Source organism: Aminobacter aminovorans (genome assembly GCF_900445235.1).
In the GTDB taxonomy this organism is placed as follows: domain Bacteria; phylum Pseudomonadota; class Alphaproteobacteria; order Rhizobiales; family Rhizobiaceae; genus Aminobacter; species Aminobacter aminovorans.
In genome coordinates this window covers 3,113,331-3,132,248 of record NZ_UFSM01000001.1, presented here as the reverse complement: position 1 = coordinate 3,132,248, position 18,918 = coordinate 3,113,331, and the positions used below count along the sequence as shown (strand labels likewise).

16 protein-coding genes and 1 tRNA gene are annotated in these 18,918 nt (G+C 63.4%); 6 read left to right on the top strand and 11 right to left on the bottom strand.

The window, feature by feature from the left end; all coding sequences use genetic code 11:
- The first annotated feature begins 2 nt into the window (after positions 1-2).
- Positions 3-680: a DsbA family oxidoreductase gene (locus DY201_RS15420; RefSeq protein ID WP_115731950.1), complete on the top strand. Its 678-nt coding sequence runs from the start codon at positions 3-5 to the stop codon at positions 678-680.
- Between the two features lie 292 nt (positions 681-972).
- Positions 973-1,440 carry a GNAT family N-acetyltransferase gene (locus tag DY201_RS15415; protein WP_115731949.1) on the top strand — a complete coding sequence of 156 codons (468 nt, stop codon included), beginning with the start codon at positions 973-975 and terminating at the stop codon, positions 1,438-1,440.
- Between the two features lie 67 nt (positions 1,441-1,507).
- On the opposite strand, the gene mfd is transcribed toward DY201_RS15415, so the two are convergent.
- Positions 1,508-5,008, bottom strand: a complete 3,501-nt coding sequence (gene mfd / locus DY201_RS15410; RefSeq protein WP_115731948.1) for a transcription-repair coupling factor — start codon at positions 5,006-5,008, stop codon at positions 1,508-1,510.
- Positions 5,009-5,016: 8 nt separating this feature from the next.
- Entirely contained in the window at positions 5,017-5,304 is a 288-nt protein-coding gene (locus tag DY201_RS15405; RefSeq protein ID WP_115731947.1) for an FAD assembly factor SdhE, read from the bottom strand.
- Between the two features lie 92 nt (positions 5,305-5,396).
- On the opposite strand from DY201_RS15405, the gene recG reads away from it, so the two are divergent.
- Positions 5,397-7,505 (top strand): ATP-dependent DNA helicase RecG, encoded by a 2,109-nt coding sequence (gene recG, locus DY201_RS15400; RefSeq protein ID WP_115731946.1) that lies wholly within the window; start codon positions 5,397-5,399, stop codon positions 7,503-7,505.
- Here recG and DY201_RS15395 read toward each other — a convergent pair.
- The 5 genes from DY201_RS15395 to DY201_RS15375 form a co-directional block, all read right to left on the bottom strand.
- A complete protein-coding gene (locus DY201_RS15395; RefSeq protein WP_067962205.1) occupies positions 7,457-8,212 on the bottom strand; it encodes a DUF502 domain-containing protein in 756 nt (251 codons plus the stop codon). The two genes, recG and DY201_RS15395, sit on opposite strands and share 49 nt — an antisense overlap.
- Before the next feature lie 84 nt (positions 8,213-8,296).
- On the bottom strand, positions 8,297-10,120 hold the full coding sequence (gene glmS, locus DY201_RS15390) for a glutamine--fructose-6-phosphate transaminase (isomerizing) (RefSeq protein ID WP_115731945.1): 1,824 nt from the start codon (positions 10,118-10,120) through the stop codon (positions 8,297-8,299).
- Between the two features lie 146 nt (positions 10,121-10,266).
- Positions 10,267-11,634 carry a bifunctional UDP-N-acetylglucosamine diphosphorylase/glucosamine-1-phosphate N-acetyltransferase GlmU gene (glmU, locus tag DY201_RS15385; protein ID WP_115731944.1) on the bottom strand — a complete coding sequence of 456 codons (1,368 nt, stop codon included), beginning with the start codon at positions 11,632-11,634 and terminating at the stop codon, positions 10,267-10,269.
- Positions 11,635-11,733: 99 nt separating this feature from the next.
- On the bottom strand, positions 11,734-12,480 hold the full coding sequence (locus DY201_RS15380) for a cytochrome c biogenesis CcdA family protein (RefSeq protein WP_115731943.1): 747 nt from the start codon (positions 12,478-12,480) through the stop codon (positions 11,734-11,736).
- 230 nt (positions 12,481-12,710) lie between these two features.
- Positions 12,711-13,049: a hypothetical protein gene (locus tag DY201_RS15375; protein ID WP_115731942.1), complete on the bottom strand. Its 339-nt coding sequence runs from the start codon at positions 13,047-13,049 to the stop codon at positions 12,711-12,713.
- Between the two features lie 232 nt (positions 13,050-13,281).
- Between DY201_RS15375 and DY201_RS15370 the strand changes: the two genes are divergently transcribed.
- Together DY201_RS15370 and DY201_RS15365 are read left to right on the top strand one after the other, a co-directional pair.
- Positions 13,282-13,357, top strand: a tRNA-Lys gene (locus DY201_RS15370).
- Positions 13,358-13,484: 127 nt separating this feature from the next.
- Complete coding sequence (locus DY201_RS15365) at positions 13,485-13,991, top strand: BA14K family protein (RefSeq protein WP_115733819.1); 507 nt, start codon at positions 13,485-13,487, stop codon at positions 13,989-13,991.
- 46 nt (positions 13,992-14,037) lie between these two features.
- Here DY201_RS15365 and DY201_RS15360 read toward each other — a convergent pair whose 3' ends face one another.
- Positions 14,038-14,811, bottom strand: a complete 774-nt coding sequence (locus tag DY201_RS15360; RefSeq protein WP_115731941.1) for a DeoR/GlpR family DNA-binding transcription regulator — start codon at positions 14,809-14,811, stop codon at positions 14,038-14,040.
- 362 nt (positions 14,812-15,173) lie between these two features.
- Here DY201_RS15360 and DY201_RS15355 point away from each other — a divergent pair, with 362 nt between their 5' ends.
- Positions 15,174-15,830 (top strand): TerC family protein, encoded by a 657-nt coding sequence (locus tag DY201_RS15355; protein ID WP_115731940.1) that lies wholly within the window; start codon positions 15,174-15,176, stop codon positions 15,828-15,830.
- A 65-nt stretch (positions 15,831-15,895) separates the two neighbouring features.
- Here the strand turns inward: DY201_RS15355 and DY201_RS15350 are convergent, their stop codons facing one another.
- The 3 genes from DY201_RS15350 to DY201_RS15340 are packed head-to-tail and all read right to left on the bottom strand — an operon-like array spanning position 15,896 to position 18,917.
- The gene (locus tag DY201_RS15350) at positions 15,896-17,308 is read right to left on the bottom strand and encodes a pyridoxal phosphate-dependent decarboxylase family protein (protein ID WP_115731939.1); all 1,413 of its coding nucleotides are present in this window, start codon (positions 17,306-17,308) and stop codon (positions 15,896-15,898) included.
- 48 nt (positions 17,309-17,356) lie between these two features.
- Positions 17,357-18,088 carry a proteasome-type protease gene (locus DY201_RS15345; protein WP_115731938.1) on the bottom strand — a complete coding sequence of 244 codons (732 nt, stop codon included), beginning with the start codon at positions 18,086-18,088 and terminating at the stop codon, positions 17,357-17,359.
- A 34-nt stretch (positions 18,089-18,122) separates the two neighbouring features.
- On the bottom strand, positions 18,123-18,917 hold the full coding sequence (locus DY201_RS15340) for a transglutaminase family protein (RefSeq protein ID WP_067966579.1): 795 nt from the start codon (positions 18,915-18,917) through the stop codon (positions 18,123-18,125).
- Position 18,918 lies beyond the last annotated feature (1 nt).

The window sequence follows — 18,918 nt, the reverse complement described above, 5'->3', positions numbered from 1 at the left end:
CCATGACTGAACAGAACCGGATCACCATCGACGTCGTCTCGGATGTCGTCTGCCCGTGGTGTTTTCTCGGCATGAAGCGCCTCGAAAACGCCCTCGCCAGCCTGGCCGACATCAAGGCCGAGGTGCATTGGCGCCCGTTCCAGCTTGATCCGACCATCCCGCCGGAGGGCAAGGAGCGCAAGGCTTACATGCTGGCGAAGTTCAACGACGAGAACCGGCTGAAGCAAGTCCACGCCAACCTGGTCTCGCTGGGCGCGATCGAGGGCATCTCTTTCGATTTCGACGCCATCACCGTCGCCCCCAACACGCTCGACGCCCATCGCCTCATCCGCTGGGCGGCGGCATCGGGATACGGCGTTCAGGACAAGCTCGCGCGTTCGCTGTTCAGCCTCTATTTCGAGCAGGGCAAGAACATCGGCGACCATGCCGTGCTGGTCGAAGCGGCGCGTGAGGCCGGCATGGATACGGCAGTGGTCGAATCGCTGCTCGCCACCGATGCCGACCGCGACGACGTCACCAACGAGATCGTCACCGCCTCGCGCATGGGGATCACCGGCGTGCCTTGCTTCCTGCTCGACGGCAAATACGCCGTTATGGGTGCCCAGGACTCGGCCACTCTGGCCGATGCCATTCGCCAGGTCGCAGCCGAAAAGACTGCCGGCGAGCCGACGCTCAACTAAGCCCGCTCGGCCGCTGCGCCGGAGAGTGTGATACAAAGTATCCAAAGGCCCCTTCGCTTCGGCGATCGGGGCTTTTTTCGTGTAGGCGATGAGCAGTGCCGGCGATGGAGCGCCAGTGTCCGTGGCGCCGGCATTGGGCCCTAATGGCTTCATCGACGTCACGGCATGGAGCGGCCAAGAGCCTTCGCGACGACGCGTGAGCGCCACACCCATCGCCTGCTAAGGCCACTCTTGGCCCGAAACAGCAATTGGGCTGCGCAAACAACCGCGATCCTTCGAGGCAATTTAGGCAATGGACGACATAACATCCCGGCCCTACGTGGCCGAAGACTTTGCCGCCTGCCTGGCGATATTCGACAGCAACGTGCCGACCTTCTTTGCACCGGAAGAGCGCGCGGACTTTTGCCAATTTCTGGAAAGCATCGATACCGAAGGTTGGCCCTATCTGGTGCTCACACACCATGGCTCGGTCATCGCCTGTGGCGGGCTGTCGGTCGAGCCAGAACGCAAGCGCGCCAGTTTGGCGTGGGGGATGGTCGACAGGGCGTTTCACGGACGGGGTCTGGGGACCAGACTGACGCAGACCAGATTGGCGCAGGCACGAGCTATCCCTGGCATCGCAGAACTGATCCTGGACACGAGCCAACACACCCACGGCTTCTATGAGAAATTCGGCTTCACCGCCTCGAAAGTCACGCCCGATGGTTTCGCGCCAGGGCTGGACCGCTGGGACATGACTTTGCGTCTTACGGACACCTGATCCAATCCAACGGCTTCTCCGGCATCGCGTCCTGGCGATGCCGGTGCCTATCCAGGCGCTCGGCGCCTCAAGCTGCCTGTTCGGCGAGCTTGGCCAGTTGCGTCATGATGACGGCCGAGCCGGCCAGGCGCTTTTCCGGGTTCGGCCAGTCGCGAGCGAACACCACCGAGTGGTCCGGCCTGATCTTGGCCAGCGAACCCTGCTCGGCGATGTAGCGCACCAGACCCGCCGGATTGGCGAACTCCTTCTTGCGGAACTGCACCACCACGCCCTTCGGCCCGGCATCCAGCTTCTCGACATTGGCCTTGCGGCACAAAGCCTTGATGAAGACGATCTTGAGCAAGTGCTTGACCTCTTCCGGCAGCGGCCCGAAGCGGTCGATGAGCTCGGCGCCGAAGCCGTCGATCTCCTCGGTGTTTTCGAGATCGCCAAGTCGACGGTAGAGCGCCAGCCTGAGCTGCAGGTCCGGCACATAGCTTTCCGGAATCATCACCGCCGTGCCGACCGCGATCAGTGGCGACCAGCCGGTGTCGATCGCCTCGCCGCTGCCGCGCAGTTCGGCCACCGCCTCTTCCAGCATCTGCTGGTAAAGTTCGAAGCCGACCTCCTTGATATGACCCGACTGCTCCTCGCCCAGAAGGTTGCCGGCACCGCGGATATCAAGGTCGTGGCTGGCAAGCTGGAAGCCGGCGCCCAGCGTGTCGAGCGACTGCAGCACCTTGAGCCTGCGGTCGGCAGTCGCCGTCAGCGTCCGGTTGGCCGGCAGCGTGAACAGCGCATAGGCGCGCACCTTGGAACGGCCGACACGCCCGCGCAGCTGGTAGAGCTGGGCTAGGCCGAACATGTCGGCGCGGTGCACGATCAGCGTGTTGGCAGTTGGAATGTCGAGGCCCGATTCGACGATGGTCGTCGACAGCAGCACGTCGTACTGGCCGTCATAGAAGGCGTTCATGATGTCGTCGAGCTCGCCTGGCGGCATCTGCCCATGCGCCACCGCCACCTTCAGCTCAGGCACCGATTCCTGCAGGAACTGATGAATTTCGGCAAGATCGGCGATGCGCGGCACGACATAGAAGCTGTGGCCGCCGCGATAGCGCTCGCGCAGCAGCGTCTCGCGGATGACCAATGGGTCGAAGGGCGAGATGAAGCTGCGCACCGCCATGCGGTCAACCGGCGGCGTGGCGATCAATGACAGTTCGCGCACCCCCGTCAGCGCCAGCTGCAGCGTACGCGGGATCGGCGTCGCCGACAGCGTCAGCACGTGCACGTCGCTCTTCAGCTCCTTGAGCCGTTCCTTGTGCTTGACGCCAAAATGCTGCTCTTCGTCGATGATCAGCAGCCCGAGGTTCTTGAACTGTATCGACGAGCCCAGCAGCGCATGTGTGCCGACGACGATGTCGACCGTGCCGTCGGCGATGCCTTGCTTGGTCTCGGCCAGTTCCTTGGTGCCGACAAGCCTGGAGGCTTGCCGCACCTTGACCGGCAGGCCGGCGAAGCGCTGTGAGAAGGTCTTGAAATGTTGGCGCGACAACAGCGTCGTCGGCACAACCACCGCGACCTGGAAACCTTCCATGGCGGCGATGAAGGCCGCACGGAGGGCAACCTCGGTTTTTCCAAAGCCGACGTCGCCGCAGATCAGGCGGTCCATCGGCTTGCCGGCGCCAAGGTCCTCCATCACCGAGTCGATGGCGCTCTGCTGGTCGTCGGTCTCCTCATAGGGGAACCGCGCCGCGAATTCGCCATAGACGCCGTCAGGCGGGTTCATCGCCGGCGCTTCGCGCATATGCCGTTCGGCGGCAAGCTTGATCAGTTGGCCGGCCATCTCCAGCAGGCGCCGCTTGAGCTTGGCCTTGCGCGACTGCCAGGCGCCGCCGCCTAGCTTGTCGAGCTGGGCCTCGGCCGAGTCGGAGCCATAGCGCGACAGAAGCTCGATGTTCTCGACCGGCAGGAACAGGCGGCCGTCGGAGGCATAATGGATTTCAAGGCAGTCATGCGGCGCGCCGGCCGCCTCGATGGTCTTGAGTCCGACAAAGCGTCCGATGCCGTGGTCGGCGTGGACGACGATGTCGCCCGACGACAGCGACGACGCCTCGGCGATGAAGTCGGCGGCGCGCTTGCGCTTCTTCGAGCGCCGGATCAACCGGTCGCCGAGTATGTCCTGCTCGGCAACGACGACGAGGTCGCCGGACTCGAAGCCGGCCTCGATCGGCAGCACCGCGAGGCCCGCTTCGCCCGGCTTCAGCGCTTCGACCTCAGCCAGATTCGCCACCCGCTTGAGGTTGCCGAGTTCGTGCTCGTCGAGGATCTGCGTCAGTCGGTCGAGCGAGCCTTCGGTCCAGCCGGCGACGACGACGCGGCGCTTGGCCGCCCGCTGGTCGGCAATGTGCCGGGCCACCACGTCAAAGACGTTGGCATTGGGGTCGGCGCGTTCCTCGGCAAAGCTGCGGCCGGCATGCGAACCGGCGTGCAGCACCTTGCGTCCGCTCGAAAACGGCGTGTCGAACGGCGTAAGCTCAGCGTTGACCTGGTCGGCTAGCGCAGTGAACACCTCTTCGGGCGACAGATACATCTGATCAGGCGCCACGGGCTTGTAGGGCACGGCGTCCTTGAGGCCCTTGCCTTCACCCTGTTTGCGCCGGGAATCGTAGTGATCGAGGATCAGCGCATGGCGCTCGCCCAAAGCCTCGCGGGCCAGATGGTCGAACACCACGGGTGCGTCAGGCAGATAGTCGAAGATCGTTTCGAGATGCGAATAATAGAAGGGCAGCCAATGCTCCATGCCGGCAAAACGCCGGCCTTCGCTGACCGCCGCATAAAGCGCATCGTCGCGTGACGGCGCGCCAAAGGCCTCGATGTAGCTGCGGCGGAACTTGCTGATCGTCTCGGGCGTCAGCGCCACTTCGCTCATCGCCTGCAGCACCACCTGGTTGCGGCTGCCTATCGTGCGTTGGCTGGCGACGTCGAAGGCGCGGATCGTCTCCAGCGTGTCGCCGAAAAAGTCGAGCCGCAGCGCATCCGCAGCACCTGGCGCGTAGAGGTCGAGGATGCCGCCGCGTACGGCGAATTCGCCGACGCCGCGGACCGTCGGCACACGCTCGAAGCCCGCCCGCTCGAGTCGCGCCACCAGGCCGTTCATCTCGACCTGATTGCCCGGCTTGGCACGGAATTCCTGCGCTTCAATGGCCGCAGACGGAGGCACACGCTGCAAAAGCGCATTGGCAGTCGTCAGCACGATCGCCCGGTGCGGCTCTTTCCTCAATGTGATCATCGCCGCCAGTGCATCAAGCCGGCGCGCGGCCGTGTCCGATCCCGGCGACACGCGGTCGTATGGCAGGCAGTCCCAGGCCGGCAGTTCGAGCACCGGCAGGTCGGGCGCGACGAAAGCCAGCGCTTCGACGATTTGCGGCAGCCGCTGGCCGTCGCGCGCGACAAACAGCAGCGGCCTGTCGGGCGCCGTCTCGGCTGCCGCAATGGCGAGCGCGAAGGCCTCGTAGCCGTCCGCGACGCCGTCGACGATGAACTGTCCGGCGCGACCCTTGGGCAGGCCGATTGCTTTGGTCAGGCTCATGATTCCACTCAAGCTGTGAACGCGCCGCGCGATGCCACGATCTGGCGGTAGACGTCATGGTCGACTTCAGCCGGCACCGGATGTTCGCCGATGATCCACGACAGCAGCTCCTTGTCGGTAATGTCGAGCAGCACCTCGTAGTGGTCGAGCTCGGTATCGCTCAGCCTGTCGATGTTGGCATCGGCGAAACTGCCGAGGATCAGGTCCATCTCGCGCATGCCGCGATGCCAGGAGCGGAACAGCAGCTTGCGCCTGCGCGTATCAAGCCCTTCGCTCGAGCGTGTCGATCCGGTCATGTCAGCAATCCTCTGATGTCGAGGCGCATATAGCGTGGATAGCCGGCGATGTCAGCCTTTGCCCAGGCTGCAGCAGCGCATAAGCTGACACGATGCGTCCATCCCTTCTCGATCCCCTGTTCTCCCCCATCACTTCGCTCGCCGGCATCGGACCGAAGGTCGCCGTGCTGATCGAGAAGGTCGTGCCTGCCGATCTCGGCGATCGGTCCGCCCGCGTCGGCGACCTCGCTTTCATATTGCCCAACAGCGTCATCGACCGCCGCAACCGACCTGGTATCGCGCTCGCCGCCGAAGGTGCCATCGTCACGCTGGAGGTCCGCATCGACCGCCACCAGCCGGCGCCGCGCGGCAACCGCTCTGCGCCCTACCGCGTCTTTGCCCATGACGACACAGGTGAGATCACGCTTACCTTCTTCCATGCGCATGCCGCCTATCTCGAAAAGGCGATGCCCGAGGGCGAGAATGTCATCGTCTCGGGCCGCATGGAGTGGTTCAACGGCCGCCCCTCGATGGTTCATCCCGACCACATCGCGCTTGCCAGCGAGGCCGACAAGCTGCCGCTGGTCGAACCTGTCTACCCGCTGACGGCGGGCCTTTCGGCCAAGGTGCTGCGCCGCGCCATCGGCCAGTCGCTCGAACGGGTGCCGGTCTTGCCGGAGTGGCTGGACGCCGATGTCATGCGCCGGCAGAGTTTTCCCGGTTTCGCGGCAGCGCTGCTGCGCGTCCACAATCCGGCCGATCCGATCGACGCCTCGCCCGAAAATGCCGCCTGGCGCCGTCTCGCCTATGACGAGTTGCTTGCCGGCCAGGTGTCGCTCGCCCTCGTCCGCGCCCGCGTGCGCAAGCTGCATGGCCGGCCGCTGACCGGCGACGGTCGCCTCGTCAACGCGCTCCGCGCGGCACTACCTTATCAACTGACCGGCTCGCAACAGGCCGCGCTGGAAGAGATCGATGCCGACCTCGCCAAGCCGGAGCGCATGCTGCGCCTGCTTCAGGGCGACGTCGGCTCGGGCAAGACGGTGGTGGCACTTCTGGCCATGGCCCGCGCCGTCGAAGCCGGCGGCCAGGCCGCACTGATGGCCCCAACGGAGATCCTCGCCCGCCAGCATCTCGCGACCATTACTCCGCTGGCCGAGCGCGTCGGCATGCGCGTCGCCGTGCTGACCGGCCGCGAAAAGGGCCGTGACCGGGCCCAGACGCTGGCCGGGCTCGAAAGCGGTGAGATCGACATCGTCATCGGCACCCACGCTTTGTTCCAAGAAACCGTCACCTTCCGCGACATGGCGCTCGCCGTCATCGACGAGCAGCATCGCTTCGGTGTGCACCAGCGCCTCGCCATGAACGCCAAGGGCCAGGCGCCGGACATGCTGGTCATGACCGCGACGCCGATCCCGCGCACGCTGGTGCTCACCGCCTTCGGCGACATGGACGTATCGCGGCTGACCGAAAAGCCGGCCGGACGACAGCCGATCCGCACCGTCACCATGCCGCTCGAGCGCTTGGAGGAACTCGTCGGCCGCATGCGCGACGCCGTGGCCGACGGCCAGAAGGTCTACTGGATTTGCCCGCTGGTCGAGGAATCCGAAGAGATAAAACTGATGTCTGCCGAGGATCGTTTCGCCTCGCTACAGCCGGTCTTCGGCCAACGTATCGGCCTCGTCCATGGCCGGATGAAGGGTGCGGAGAAGGACGAGGCGATGCGCGCCTTCAAGGAGAGCGAGACGCGTGTGCTGATCGCCACCACCGTCATCGAGGTCGGCGTCGACGTGCCCGACGCCACCATCATCGTCATCGAGCACGCCGAGCGCTTCGGCCTCGCCCAGTTGCACCAGCTGCGCGGCCGTGTCGGCCGCGGTTCGAAACCGTCTTCCTGCGTGCTGCTCTACAAGGACCCGCTCGGCGAAACCGCAAAACGCCGCCTTTCGGTCATGCGGGACACCGAGGACGGTTTCCTCATCGCAGAAGAAGATCTGAAACTGCGCGGCGAAGGCGAATTGCTGGGCACGCGGCAGTCCGGCACACCGGGCTTCCAGATCGCGCGCATCGAGACGCATGCCGACCTGCTGGAGATCGCCCGCGACGACGCCCGCCTGATCCTTGCGCGCGATCCCGAGCTCGTGTCGCCACGCGGGGAAGCGTTGCGCCTGCTGCTTTACGTGTTCGGCAGGGACGAGGCCGTGCGCTTGCTCAGGGCCGGCTGAGGCAGCGCGCCGGCAGGAGGGTTGCCGATGGGCCCTTCGATCGCCTTGCTCTTGGCTGCTGCGCCCGGCGCCGGTTCTGGCACCACAAGGCCAGCCGAGACGATCAGCTTGGCGCCGTCCTCGATGCTCATGTCGAGCAGCACGACCTCGGAGCGATGCACATACATCAGGAATCCCGTGGTCGGATTGGGCGTGCACGGCATGAACACCGCAATCAGCGGGTCGCCTTCCTTGTCGAGCTTGTCGTTGATCTCCGTCCGCTTTTCATTGCCGACGAAGACGATCGACCAGACACCCTTGCGCGGATATTCGACCATGCCGACGGTCCGGAACATGTCGCTCTTGTTCGACAGCGCGGTCTCGAACAGCTGCTTCAGCGTCTTGTACAGGCCGCGCACCAGCGGGGTCCTGTTCAGGAGCCGCTCGCCGAATCCGACGATGGCGCGTCCGATGAAGTTGGCCGTCAGGAAACCGATCAGCGTGATCATCACCAGGGCGACGATCAGGCCGAAACCCGGCACCCGAATCGACAGATAGGTATCGGGATTGTAGCTCGCCGGAATATACGGCTTTACCCAGGAGTCGGCCCAGCCGATGAACGACCAGACGATATAGATGGTCAGCACCAGCGGCGCGCAGACGATGAAACCGGTGAGGAAATAGTTCCTCAGCCGCGTCATCCCAGAAGTCTTGTGGCCATCCGACATCGTTCACCGCCGCACCGTTTGCAGCGCAACATTAGTCAAGCGCGCGACGCTTTGGAACACCGATCTTGGTAGGGGGCAGAAGCCCTACTCGACCGTCACCGACTTCGCCAGGTTGCGCGGCTGATCGACGTCGGTGCCCATGAACACGGCGGTGAAATAGGCCAGCATCTGGATCGGCAGCGCGTAGATGATCGGCGCGATGAACTCCGGCACGTCGGGCAACACGATGGTCTCGAGTGTCTTCACCGTCGCCTGCGCGGCACCCTTCTGGTCGGTGATCAGGATGATCTTGCCGCCGCGGGCCGCCACTTCCTGCATGTTCGACACGGTCTTTTCAAAGATGCGGTCATGTGGAGCGATGACGATGACAGGCATGTTCTCATCGATCAGTGCGATCGGGCCGTGCTTGAGCTCGCCGGCGGCATAACCCTCGGCATGAATGTAGGAGATTTCCTTGAGCTTGAGCGCGCCTTCCATGGCGAGCGGGAAATTGGTGTCGCGGCCGAGATAGAGCACGTGCTTGTAGGAAGCCAGCTCACGCGAAACCTTCTCTATCTGCTTGTCGAGCTTGAGCACCTGGGCAGCATAGCGCGGCGTCTCCGACAGGCTGCGCACCAGCGCCCTTTCTTCTTCCGCCGTAATCGTCCCGCGTTGCGAGGCGGCCCGTATGGTCAACGCAGCCAGCACCGAAAGTTGGCAGGTGAAGGCCTTGGTCGAGGCAACGCCGATCTCGGGGCCGGCAAGCGTCGGCATCACGACGTCGGATTCGCGCGCCATCGTCGATTCGCGTACATTGACGATCGCGCCGATCGGCACGCCTTCCTTACGGCAGTAGCGCAGCGACGCCAGCGTGTCGGCGGTTTCACCCGACTGCGAGACGAAGAACGCAGCACTCTTCTTCGAGATCGGCATCTCGCGGTAGCGGAACTCCGAGGCGACATCGATGTCGACCGGCAGCCGTGCGTGGCGCTCGAACCAGTATTTGCCGACAAGCCCGGCAAGATAGGCCGTACCGCAGGCCGAAACCGCGAGGCGGTCGATGTCGGCGAAGTTGAACGGCAGGTCGAGCGGCTTCGACGTCCCTTGCGTGAAGTCGAGATAGTGCGCCAGCGTGTGCGAGATCACCTCCGGCTGCTCATGGATTTCCTTTTCCATGAAATGGCGGTGATTACCCTTATCGACGAGATAGCTGGTGCCGACCGATTGGCGCCGCTGGCGCTCCACCGGCGTGCGGTCCATCGTGTAGATCTGGAATTCGTTCCGGCGCACCACCGCCCAGTCGCCGTCTTCGAGATAGGTGACCGAATTGGTGAAGGGCGCAAGCGCAATCGCATCCGAGCCAAGAAACATCTCGCCGTCGCCATGGCCGACAGCAAGCGGTGGGCCGTTGCGGGCACCGACGATCAGATCCTCGTCGCCCTTGAACATGATGGCGAGCGCGAAGGCGCCGTTGAGGCGCTTCAGCGCCGCATGCGCGGCATCGATAGGCTTGGTGCCGCGCGCCAGTTCACGCGCGATCAGATGCGCCACGACCTCGGTGTCGGTCTGCGACGTGAACTCATAGCCATCGGCCATGAGCTCATGACGCAGCTCGGCAAAGTTCTCGATGATGCCGTTGTGGACGATCGCCACGCCGTTGGAAAAATGCGGATGCGCATTGGTCTCGTTCGGCACCCCGTGCGTTGCCCAGCGCGTATGGCCGATGCCGATATTGCCATCCAGCGGTTCGGCCTTGAGCCGGCGCTCGAGATTGACCAGTTTGCCCTCGGCGCGGCGGCGCGCCAGTTCCCCATTCTCGATGGTGGCGACACCGGCGGAATCATAACCGCGATATTCCAGCCGCTTCAGCGCATCCACGATCAGCGGCGCAACCGGCGTCTGGCCGACGATACCAACGATTCCGCACATGATTTCGCCCCGTCCAATCCCTCAAAACCCTGTCGGTCTTTTAGGCAGCGCAGCAGCCAAGCGGAAGTCACATTCCGTTTCGCAACGTATCAGCCGCCCGGCCGGGTAAGAAGGACCATCCATGGCACGGCAGGATTGAAATGCCGTTACTTTGCATTCGCCTTTTTGGCAGCGGCGGCAGCGGCGAAGCGTTCGCGCAGTTCCTTGCCCTTGCCCGCCAACGTCTTCTGGCGCGCCCGACCAAAGGCCAGCGCATCCCCGGGCACTTCCTCTGTTATGACGCTGCCCGAGGCGACATAGGCGCCGGCGCCGATGACGATCGGCGCCACCAGCGACGAATTGGAACCGATGAAGGCGCCCTCGCCGATGTCGGTGAAGAACTTGGAATAGCCGTCATAGTTGCAGGTGATCGTGCCCGCCCCGATGTTGGCGCCGGCGCCGACGCGCGCGTCGCCGATATAGGTCAGGTGGTTGACCTTGGCGCCCTTCTCGACCGTCGCCTTCTTGACCTCACAGAAATTGCCGACCTTGGCTTTCTCATGCAGTTCCGCACCCGGGCGCAGCCTGGCGTACGGCCCGACCTCGGCCCGGGGTCCGACAGCGGCCCCTTCGAGATGGCTGAACGCATGGATGACGGCGCCGTCGGCCACCTTCACATCAGGACCGAACCAGACATTCGGCTCGACCAGCACGTCGGCGCCGATATCCGTGTCATGCGAAAAGTACACGGTTTCGGGCGCAATCAGCGTCGCCCCATCAAGCATTGCCTGCCGGCGGCGGCGCTTCTGCCAAATCGCCTCGGCCTCGGCGAGTTCCGCCCGGTTGTTGATGCCGAGAACGCTTTCGAAGCTCGCTTCTGAAGCAACGACCTGCAAGCCGTCCTTGTCGGCGATCTCGACGATGTCGGTAAGGTAGAATTCGCCCTTGGCGTTGGAGTTGCCGACCTGGTCGAGCAGCTTCAGCGCATCCTTGCCCGCAATCGCCATCAGCCCGGCATTGCAGAAGCCGATCTTGCGTTCCTCGTCGGTGCAGTCCTTGTCCTCGCGGATGGCAACCAGCCGGCCATCCTTCTCGATCAGGCGACCATAACCTGCCGGGTTCGGCGGCCGGAAGCCGATGACGACGACAGCTGCACCTTCGGCAAGCTTTTGCCGCGCCAAGGCAAGCGAATCGGGCTCGACCAGGGGGGTGTCACCGAACATTACAAGAATGTCGTCATGGCCCCTGGCGATCGCCGGCCGTGCCGCCAGCACTGCATGGGCAGTGCCCAGGCGCTCGGACTGGACGAAGACATCGGCCTTTGGCGCGAACGCTTCGGCGGCCTTCCTCACCGTGTCGCCGCCATGGCCGACGACCAGCGCGACGGCATCGGTGCCCGCCTTGTCGGCGCTCTTCGCGACATGCGCCACCATCGGCAAACCGGCGATCTGGTGCAGTACCTTGGGTGTCGCGCTCTTCATCCGTGTGCCTTCGCCGGCAGCAAGGATGATCGACAGGCAGGTTCTCGGGGTCATGGCGTCGTCCGGATTGGGAGAAGGCGGCTGGATTCGGCCACCTTTCTAGCATTGCTGGCAATCGCCTCCAATGCACACAGATTTCGACGGTTTGAAGGATCAGCCGAGCTGGCCGAGAACCGGAAAGCGCTCAAGCAACCAGTAGGACGCGGTCTGCACACCGCCGGTCACGAACAGCACGCCGGCGACAACCAGGAGCGCGCCGATCGCCTTTTCGACCTTGCCGAGATGGACGCGGAACTTCTGCAGGAAGCGCATGAACGCGCCGGAAAACAGTGCAGCGATCAGGAAAGGAATGCCAAGACCGAGCGAGTAGACAGCAAGCAGGGCAGCGCCCTCACCCACGGTCTCACGCCCACCGGCCAGCGTCAGGATCGGCCCCAGAACCGGTCCGATGCACGGCGTCCAGCCAAAGGCAAAGGCAAGACCCATCAGATAGGCGGCGAGATTGCTCGCCGGCTTGCCTTGCGACTGGAAACGCGCTTCGCGCGATAGCAGCGGAATGCGCAGGATGCCGAGGAAATTGAGTCCCATCAGGATGATCAGCACGCCGGCGGCCATGGCCAGCGGCTCCTGCCAGGTTCGCAGAAGCTGCCCGATGGTCGAGGCGCCGGCGCCCAGCGCCACGAAGACGGTGGAAAAGCCGAGCACGAAGGAGGCAGACGCCGTCAAAAGCGCGCCGCGAGCGCGGGAAGCCGTGGCCGACCCGCCCTCGGCTCTGAAATCATCGACGGAAACGCCGGCCATGTAGCAGAGATAGGGCGGCACCAGCGGCAACACGCAAGGCGACAGGAAAGACAGGGCGCCCGCCCCCAATGCGCTGAGATAACCGACGTCCAATGCCATTCAATGCCGCTCCACAATGTGCAGGGCCGCTATAGCGGCAGCGGCAGTCAGGTACCAATCACCATTTTGTGGCAGACGGGCCGGTTGCTTCCGGCCCGGTGCGGTTATCTTCGGCGTTCCTGTGCCGTGCATTGCCGATCGCCACTCTGTTAAGGTTCGACGCAACCGGCGCCGAATCTGTTCGCAGCGTGACCAGCGTTGTTCCTGGCCGACCCTGAGCGCGGCCAGCCCTATTCGTGGATCGTGTATTCGCCGAGTTCGCAGAGGTTCTGCTTGTCCTCGGTCGTGTCGAGGTCGGAGCCTTCCTCGAATTCGAAGCGCATGTCGTATTGGCAGACGCTGCGGCCGTCGGCGATGGTGATCTGCATGCTTTCGCCTGCACCCAGCGTGTCGCGGCCGAAGATATCGTCTTCCCACTGGTCGACGCCGACGGGCGAGGCATAAAAATTGGTCAGCACCGAGGTCGTGCCATTCTTCAGCGTGAAGACAAGGTCTTCTGCCTGGGCAACGGCAGGAATAACGGAAGCCGCGACAACCGTAGCAACGGCGAGTTTCAAAAGCATGCGCATCTATCAAATTTCCAAAACGAATTCGCCCGATATTGGGCCACCGATGTCTAGCAGCGCGCCCCAACACCAGCAATATCACCACCAGGTAATATTAGGCGGCTGAACCGACGCTTCGGAGGGGCCCAACGCCCCTCATCCGACAGGCTGTTTGCAATGAAGTTTTTCCGGTTGACCCGCCGGGACACTCTCCCTATGTTCCGCCGCAATTTCGAGGTCGCCGCGCGGCCTTCGGGAGCGCGTAGCTCAGCCGGTAGAGCAACTGACTTTTAATCAGTAGGTCCAGGGTTCGAATCCCTGCGCGCTCACCACTGCTTCCAGTTCATTGCCCTGATCGATCCGCCAATGCCATTTGCAGCCTGTTGCCGCCATCAGGAACATTTGGCCCTCAACGCCGTTATGCCCCTGAAGGAACAATCCGAATTCGAGGAGACGAGCATGAACAAGATGATCTCAAGCCTGATGGCCACAGCCATCGCGGCGTCGTTCGCGATGATGCCCGTGGCCGAAGCCGCGTCGGTTTCGGGCTACGTCCCCAAGGCCCCGCAGGCCGACACGGCGGTCCAGCAGGTGCAATATGACGGCTATTGGAAGAAGCGCCGTGTCATGCGCAGCGACAGTGCCAGCCATTTTCGCGCGCCGCGCAGCGGCTTCTATCGTGAGCGTGGCGATGTGGTGTATTTCAACGGCCATCGCGGCTATCGCGATTACCGGCCCGGCTTTCGTCGCCACAACAACTTCTGGTTCCCGGCCGGCGCCTTTATAGCGGGTGCAATCATCGGCGGCGCCATCGCCAACCAGCCACAGCCGCGCTACGTCCAGCCGAGCCGCTACGGCAATTCCCATGTGCAATGGTGCTACGACCGCTATCGTTCGTATCGCGCGTCCGACAATACCTTCCAACCCTATAACGGGCCGCGCCAGCAGTGCTATTCGCCCTACTAGTCCCGTTTGCGCCTGAAATCAGGCCGCGCCCACTAAAGACCCGCGCTCACGGCGCGGGTCTTTTCGTTTCGACGAGCTGCACGTCCGATTCCGCACAGATCTTGCGGATGCTGGGAATGTCGCAATGGTCAGTGATGAAGGTGTCCATCTGCGACAGATGCGCGATGCGCACCGGGGCCGTGCGCTCGAACTTGGTCTGATCCGACACCAGGATGACGTGGCGCGCATTGGCGATGATCGCCTGCGCCACCTTGACCTCGCGGAAGTCGAAGTCGAGAAGCGCGCCGTCATGATCGATCGCCGAAGCGCCGATCACCGCATAGTCGACCTTGAACTGGCGGATGAAGTCGACGGCCGCCTCCCCGACAATGCCGCCGTCCGAGCCGCGAACCACACCACCGGCAATCACCACCTCCATGTCAGGATAGACCCGCATCCTGTTGGCGACATTGATGTTGTTGGTGATGACCATCAGTCCCTTATGGTCGAGCAACGCCTTGCCGACGGCTTCCGTGGTGGTGCCGATATTGACGAACAGCGAGGCGTTGTCGGGAATGAGGCGTGCCGCGGCCTGACCGATCGCATCCTTCTCGTCGGCGGCAATCTTGCGGCGCGCCTCGTATTCCAGGTTCTCAATGCCGGAAGGAAACAGCGCCCCCCCATGGATGCGGCTCAAAAGCCGCTGGTCGCACAGGTCGTTGAGATCCTTGCGGATCGTCTGTGGGGTCACCTGGAAGTGCGTCGCCAGGTCGTCGACCAGCACACGCCCATTGTCCTTGGCCAGTTGGATGATCTCGGACTGGCGTGGCGACAGATACATGATGAGCGTTCCCTGAATTTCGTTTTGAGCAACGATAGGCCAGAACGAAAGCAGTGAAAAGGCACTTCGAAAGTCACATCGAAGCCGCATTGGTCGAATATCCCGCCTCCGCGGGATGTGGAACAAATGCGGTTTCGGCCTTGAAATCCGCGCAGCGATCGATTACCAACCTGCCACCCAGGCCGGGCCCCTCTGGCAGTCACCATGGCTGCGATGTCGGACTGGAGTTTCCAATCCGGCGGCCTGGCTCAACATGCATTCACCACTCAGCACGTCCTGATTCTTGCTAGACCGGAGCCATCCCGGTGCGGCAGATCATGTCTGCAAGCCACGCCGCCCTTGCTGAAAGCAAAGGGTGCCATATGACAGAATTCTTTACCCCCGAGGCCCTGACCGCCCTCTTCCAGGTCATCATGATCGATCTGGTTCTGGCCGGTGACAATGCCATCGTCATCGGCCTCGCCGCCGCGGGCCTGCCCAAGGACCAGCGCGCCAAGGCGATCTTGGTCGGTATCATCGCCGCAACGGTGCTCCGTATCGGCTTTGCCGCTGCAACGACCCAGCTTCTCCAGATCGTCGGCCTGCTGCTCGCCGGTGGCGTGCTGCTTTTGTGGGTGTGCTGGAAGATGTGGCGTGAACTCCGCCACAGCCATGCCGAGGAAACCCAGGCCGTCGAAGCCCTGTCCGACCGGGATATCGACAAGGACGGCAAGGTCGCGGGTACCGCGCCGCGCAAGACCTTTGCCCAGGCCGCCTGGCAGATCCTCATCGCCGACGTCTCGATGTCTCTCGACAATGTGCTGGCCGTCGCCGGTGCCGCGCGCGACCATCCCAACGTTCTGATCTTCGGCCTCGTGCTGTCGATCGCGCTGATGGGCGTTGCAGCGAGCTTCATCGCCAACCTGCTGCAGAAGTACCGTTGGATCGCCTATGTCGGCCTGGTCATCATTCTCTATGTCGCGGGCGAAATGATCTATCGCGGCACGATCGAGGTGCTGCCTTACATCCGGGGCGCCTGACACGCTTAAACAAAAGCCGGCCGGGACGTCATGTTCCGGCCGGCTTTAATGCCACTACCGGATGATCATCCCGCGGTTCGGGCAAGCTCGACGATTACGTCGAACGCCTTGTCGACATCGGCCTCGGTCGCTTCGAACTCCCCGGCCTGGAAGCGGATCACGGCGCGCCCGTCGAGCCGCGTCTGCGTCAGATAGATCCGTCCATCCCGATTGATCGCCTCGACCAGCGCCAGATTGTGGTCGTCGAGATCGTCAACGCCCGGCGGCGCATGACGGAACGAAAACAGCGACAGCATAGGCTCGCTGGTGATCTCGAAATCGACCTCACGACCCAGTCGCTGAGCCAGCCCCTCGCTCCATCTGACATGATTGCGGATCATCCCGCGCAAGCCATCCAGCCCATGCGCACGCAGCAGAAACCACAGTTTCAGCGCCCGGAAGCGTCGACCGAGCGGTACCGACCACTCGGAATAATTCGTGATGCCGTCGCGGCCATGCGTCTTCAGGAACTCCGGCCGGATCGCCAGCGTGCGTACGAGGCTTTCGGGATCGCGGATGAACTGGATCGAACAGTCGAACTGCGCCCCCAGCCACTTATGCGGATTGAAGACAATGGAATCCGCGCCCTCGACACCTGCCCAGAAGTGGCGAAACTCCGGACAGATCATCGCCGAGCCGGCCCAGGCCGCGTCGACATGGACATAGAGGCCGTGGCGCATGGCCACCTCCACGACCGCCGCCACGTCGTCGGTGCCGCCCACGCTGGTGCCGCCGACACAGGCAATGATGCCGGCCGGCAGCAGGCCATTCTTGCGGTCCTCTACGATTGCCGCATCCAGTGCCTCGGGCGACATGGCGCGAAAGCGCCCCTCGCTCGGAATGCGCACGAGATTGTCTTCGCCAATGCCTGATATCCAGATGGCGCGATCGATCGACGTGTGCACGTGCTCCGAGCAATAGACGCGAATCCCAGGCGCAGCCGACAGGCCCGATTTGTTGCCCTGCCAGTCGAGTGCGCGTTCGCGCATGGTCAGAACGGCGGCGAGCGTTGCCGACGAAGCCGAATCCTGGATCACACCGGTAAAGCTTTCAGGCAGCCCGAGGGCCTGGCGCATCCAGTCGACGACGCGGGTCTCGAGTTCGGTCGCCGCCGGCGAGGTCTGCCACAGCATACATTGCGCCGCCATGGCGCTGACCAGATATTCGGCCACCACCGACACCGGTGCCGCATTGGCCGGAAAATAGGCGAAAAAGCGCGGATGCTGCCAATGCGTCATGCCCGGCACGATCTTGGCCTCAAAGTCAGCGAAGATCGCCTCCATCGGCTCGGCGGTTTCGGGCGGGCTGGCCTCAATCGAGGCTAACACCTGACCCGGCTCGAGGCGCGGTCGCACCGGCAGGTCGCGCAGGCCGACGCGGTAGTCGGCTCCCCATTCGGCGGCCTTCTGCGACCAATGGCGAAACGCCTCGCTATCCATGGCAATTCTCTCTCCGCCATCGGCCTCAGGGCCGGCCAAGGCATTCGATTATTCGATGAAATCGGGCAAGCTCTGGAACGCGGCCTTCAAGGCATCCGACCAGCCTTCGGACACACTCCGGTAATAGGGATCGTCGGCGCCGATGCGCCTCTTCAGCCCGATCTTGAAACTGTCCTTCTCGTAGAAGGCCAGATCGAGCGGCAGGCCGACCGACAGGTTCGACTTCAGCGTCGAATCGAACGACACCATCAAGAGCTTCACGGTTTCGGCGAAGCTCATTGCACGGTCATAGGCGCGCACGATGATCGGCTTGCCATATTTGGTCTCTCCGATCTGGAAGAACGGCGTGTCGTCACTGCATTCGACGAAATTGCCTTCGGGATAGATCATGAACAGCCGGGGTTCGCTGCCCTTGACCTGGCCGCCGAGAATGAAGGAGGCGTTGAAGGCCGCATCCGCCGTCTGGCCGGCCGGGGCCGACTGGGCGATCACTTCCTTGACCGTGTCGCCGACGATGCGTGCGATCTGGAACATCGAAGGCGCTTCGAGCAGCGTCGGCGCCCGCTCGGCGGCAGCCTTGGTGCGCTCGTCGAGCAGGCTGACCACGGCCTGCGTGGTGGCCAGATTACCGGCCGACATCAAGACGACCACGCGCTCGCCTGGCTGCTCCCAGATGCGCATCTTGCGAAAGGTAGAGATATTGTCGACCCCGGCATTGGTCCGCGTGTCCGACATGAACACCAGGCCACGGTCAATTTTCATGCCGACGCAATAGGTCATCGATTCCAGTTCCGGCGAATGTTCTTATGCCGGATTACTGCTCTACCGTGATGTGGACTGCAAGCCGTTCCTGCGCATGCCCGATCAGAATGCCGGCTATCGGCATCGCCTCGCGATAGTCGCGGCCGACAGCCACGCGCACATAGCGTTCGTCGGGCGACATGCCGTTGGCTGCATCGAACCCGACCCAGCCGAGGTCGCTGACATAGGCCTCCGCCCAGGCGTGCGTGGCAACCTGGTCGACCCGGTCGTTCATCATCAGGTAGCCGCTGACATAGCGCGCGGGAAATCCAAGCAGCCGGGCCGAAGCGGCAAATACATGTGAGTGGTCCTGGCAGACGCCGGTCCCTTTCACCAGTGCTTCCTCGGCGGTCGTGCGCGAGTCCGTCGTGCCGGTGACATAAGCTATCCGCTGCTGGATGAGCGCCATCAACCCGTGCAGCCGCTGCAGATCGCCGCCATCGCCCACACTTGCCGCCAGATCGCGGATCGCTGTGCCGGGCGCCGTCAGCGGCGTCTGGTGTTCGAACAGCCAGAGCGGCGCAAAACCGCGATGTGGTCCCGAAACACCAGCCGTATCGTTGGTCTCTATCTCGCCCTCAGCCACCACGCTGATCGTATGCGGATCGCCATCGATGGACAGAAGCCGCGTGTCGTTGCCGAACTGATCGAGGAAACGCACCTCCTCCCGCGCGCCTTCGATGTGCAGCGCCCAGGTCAGCATCGTCTGCGCCGGTCCGCTCGCGGGCCACAGCCTGAGCCGCTGCAGGCCGTAGCGGATCGGCTCGTCATAGCTGTATTCTGTGCGGTGGCTGACCTTGAGCCGCATC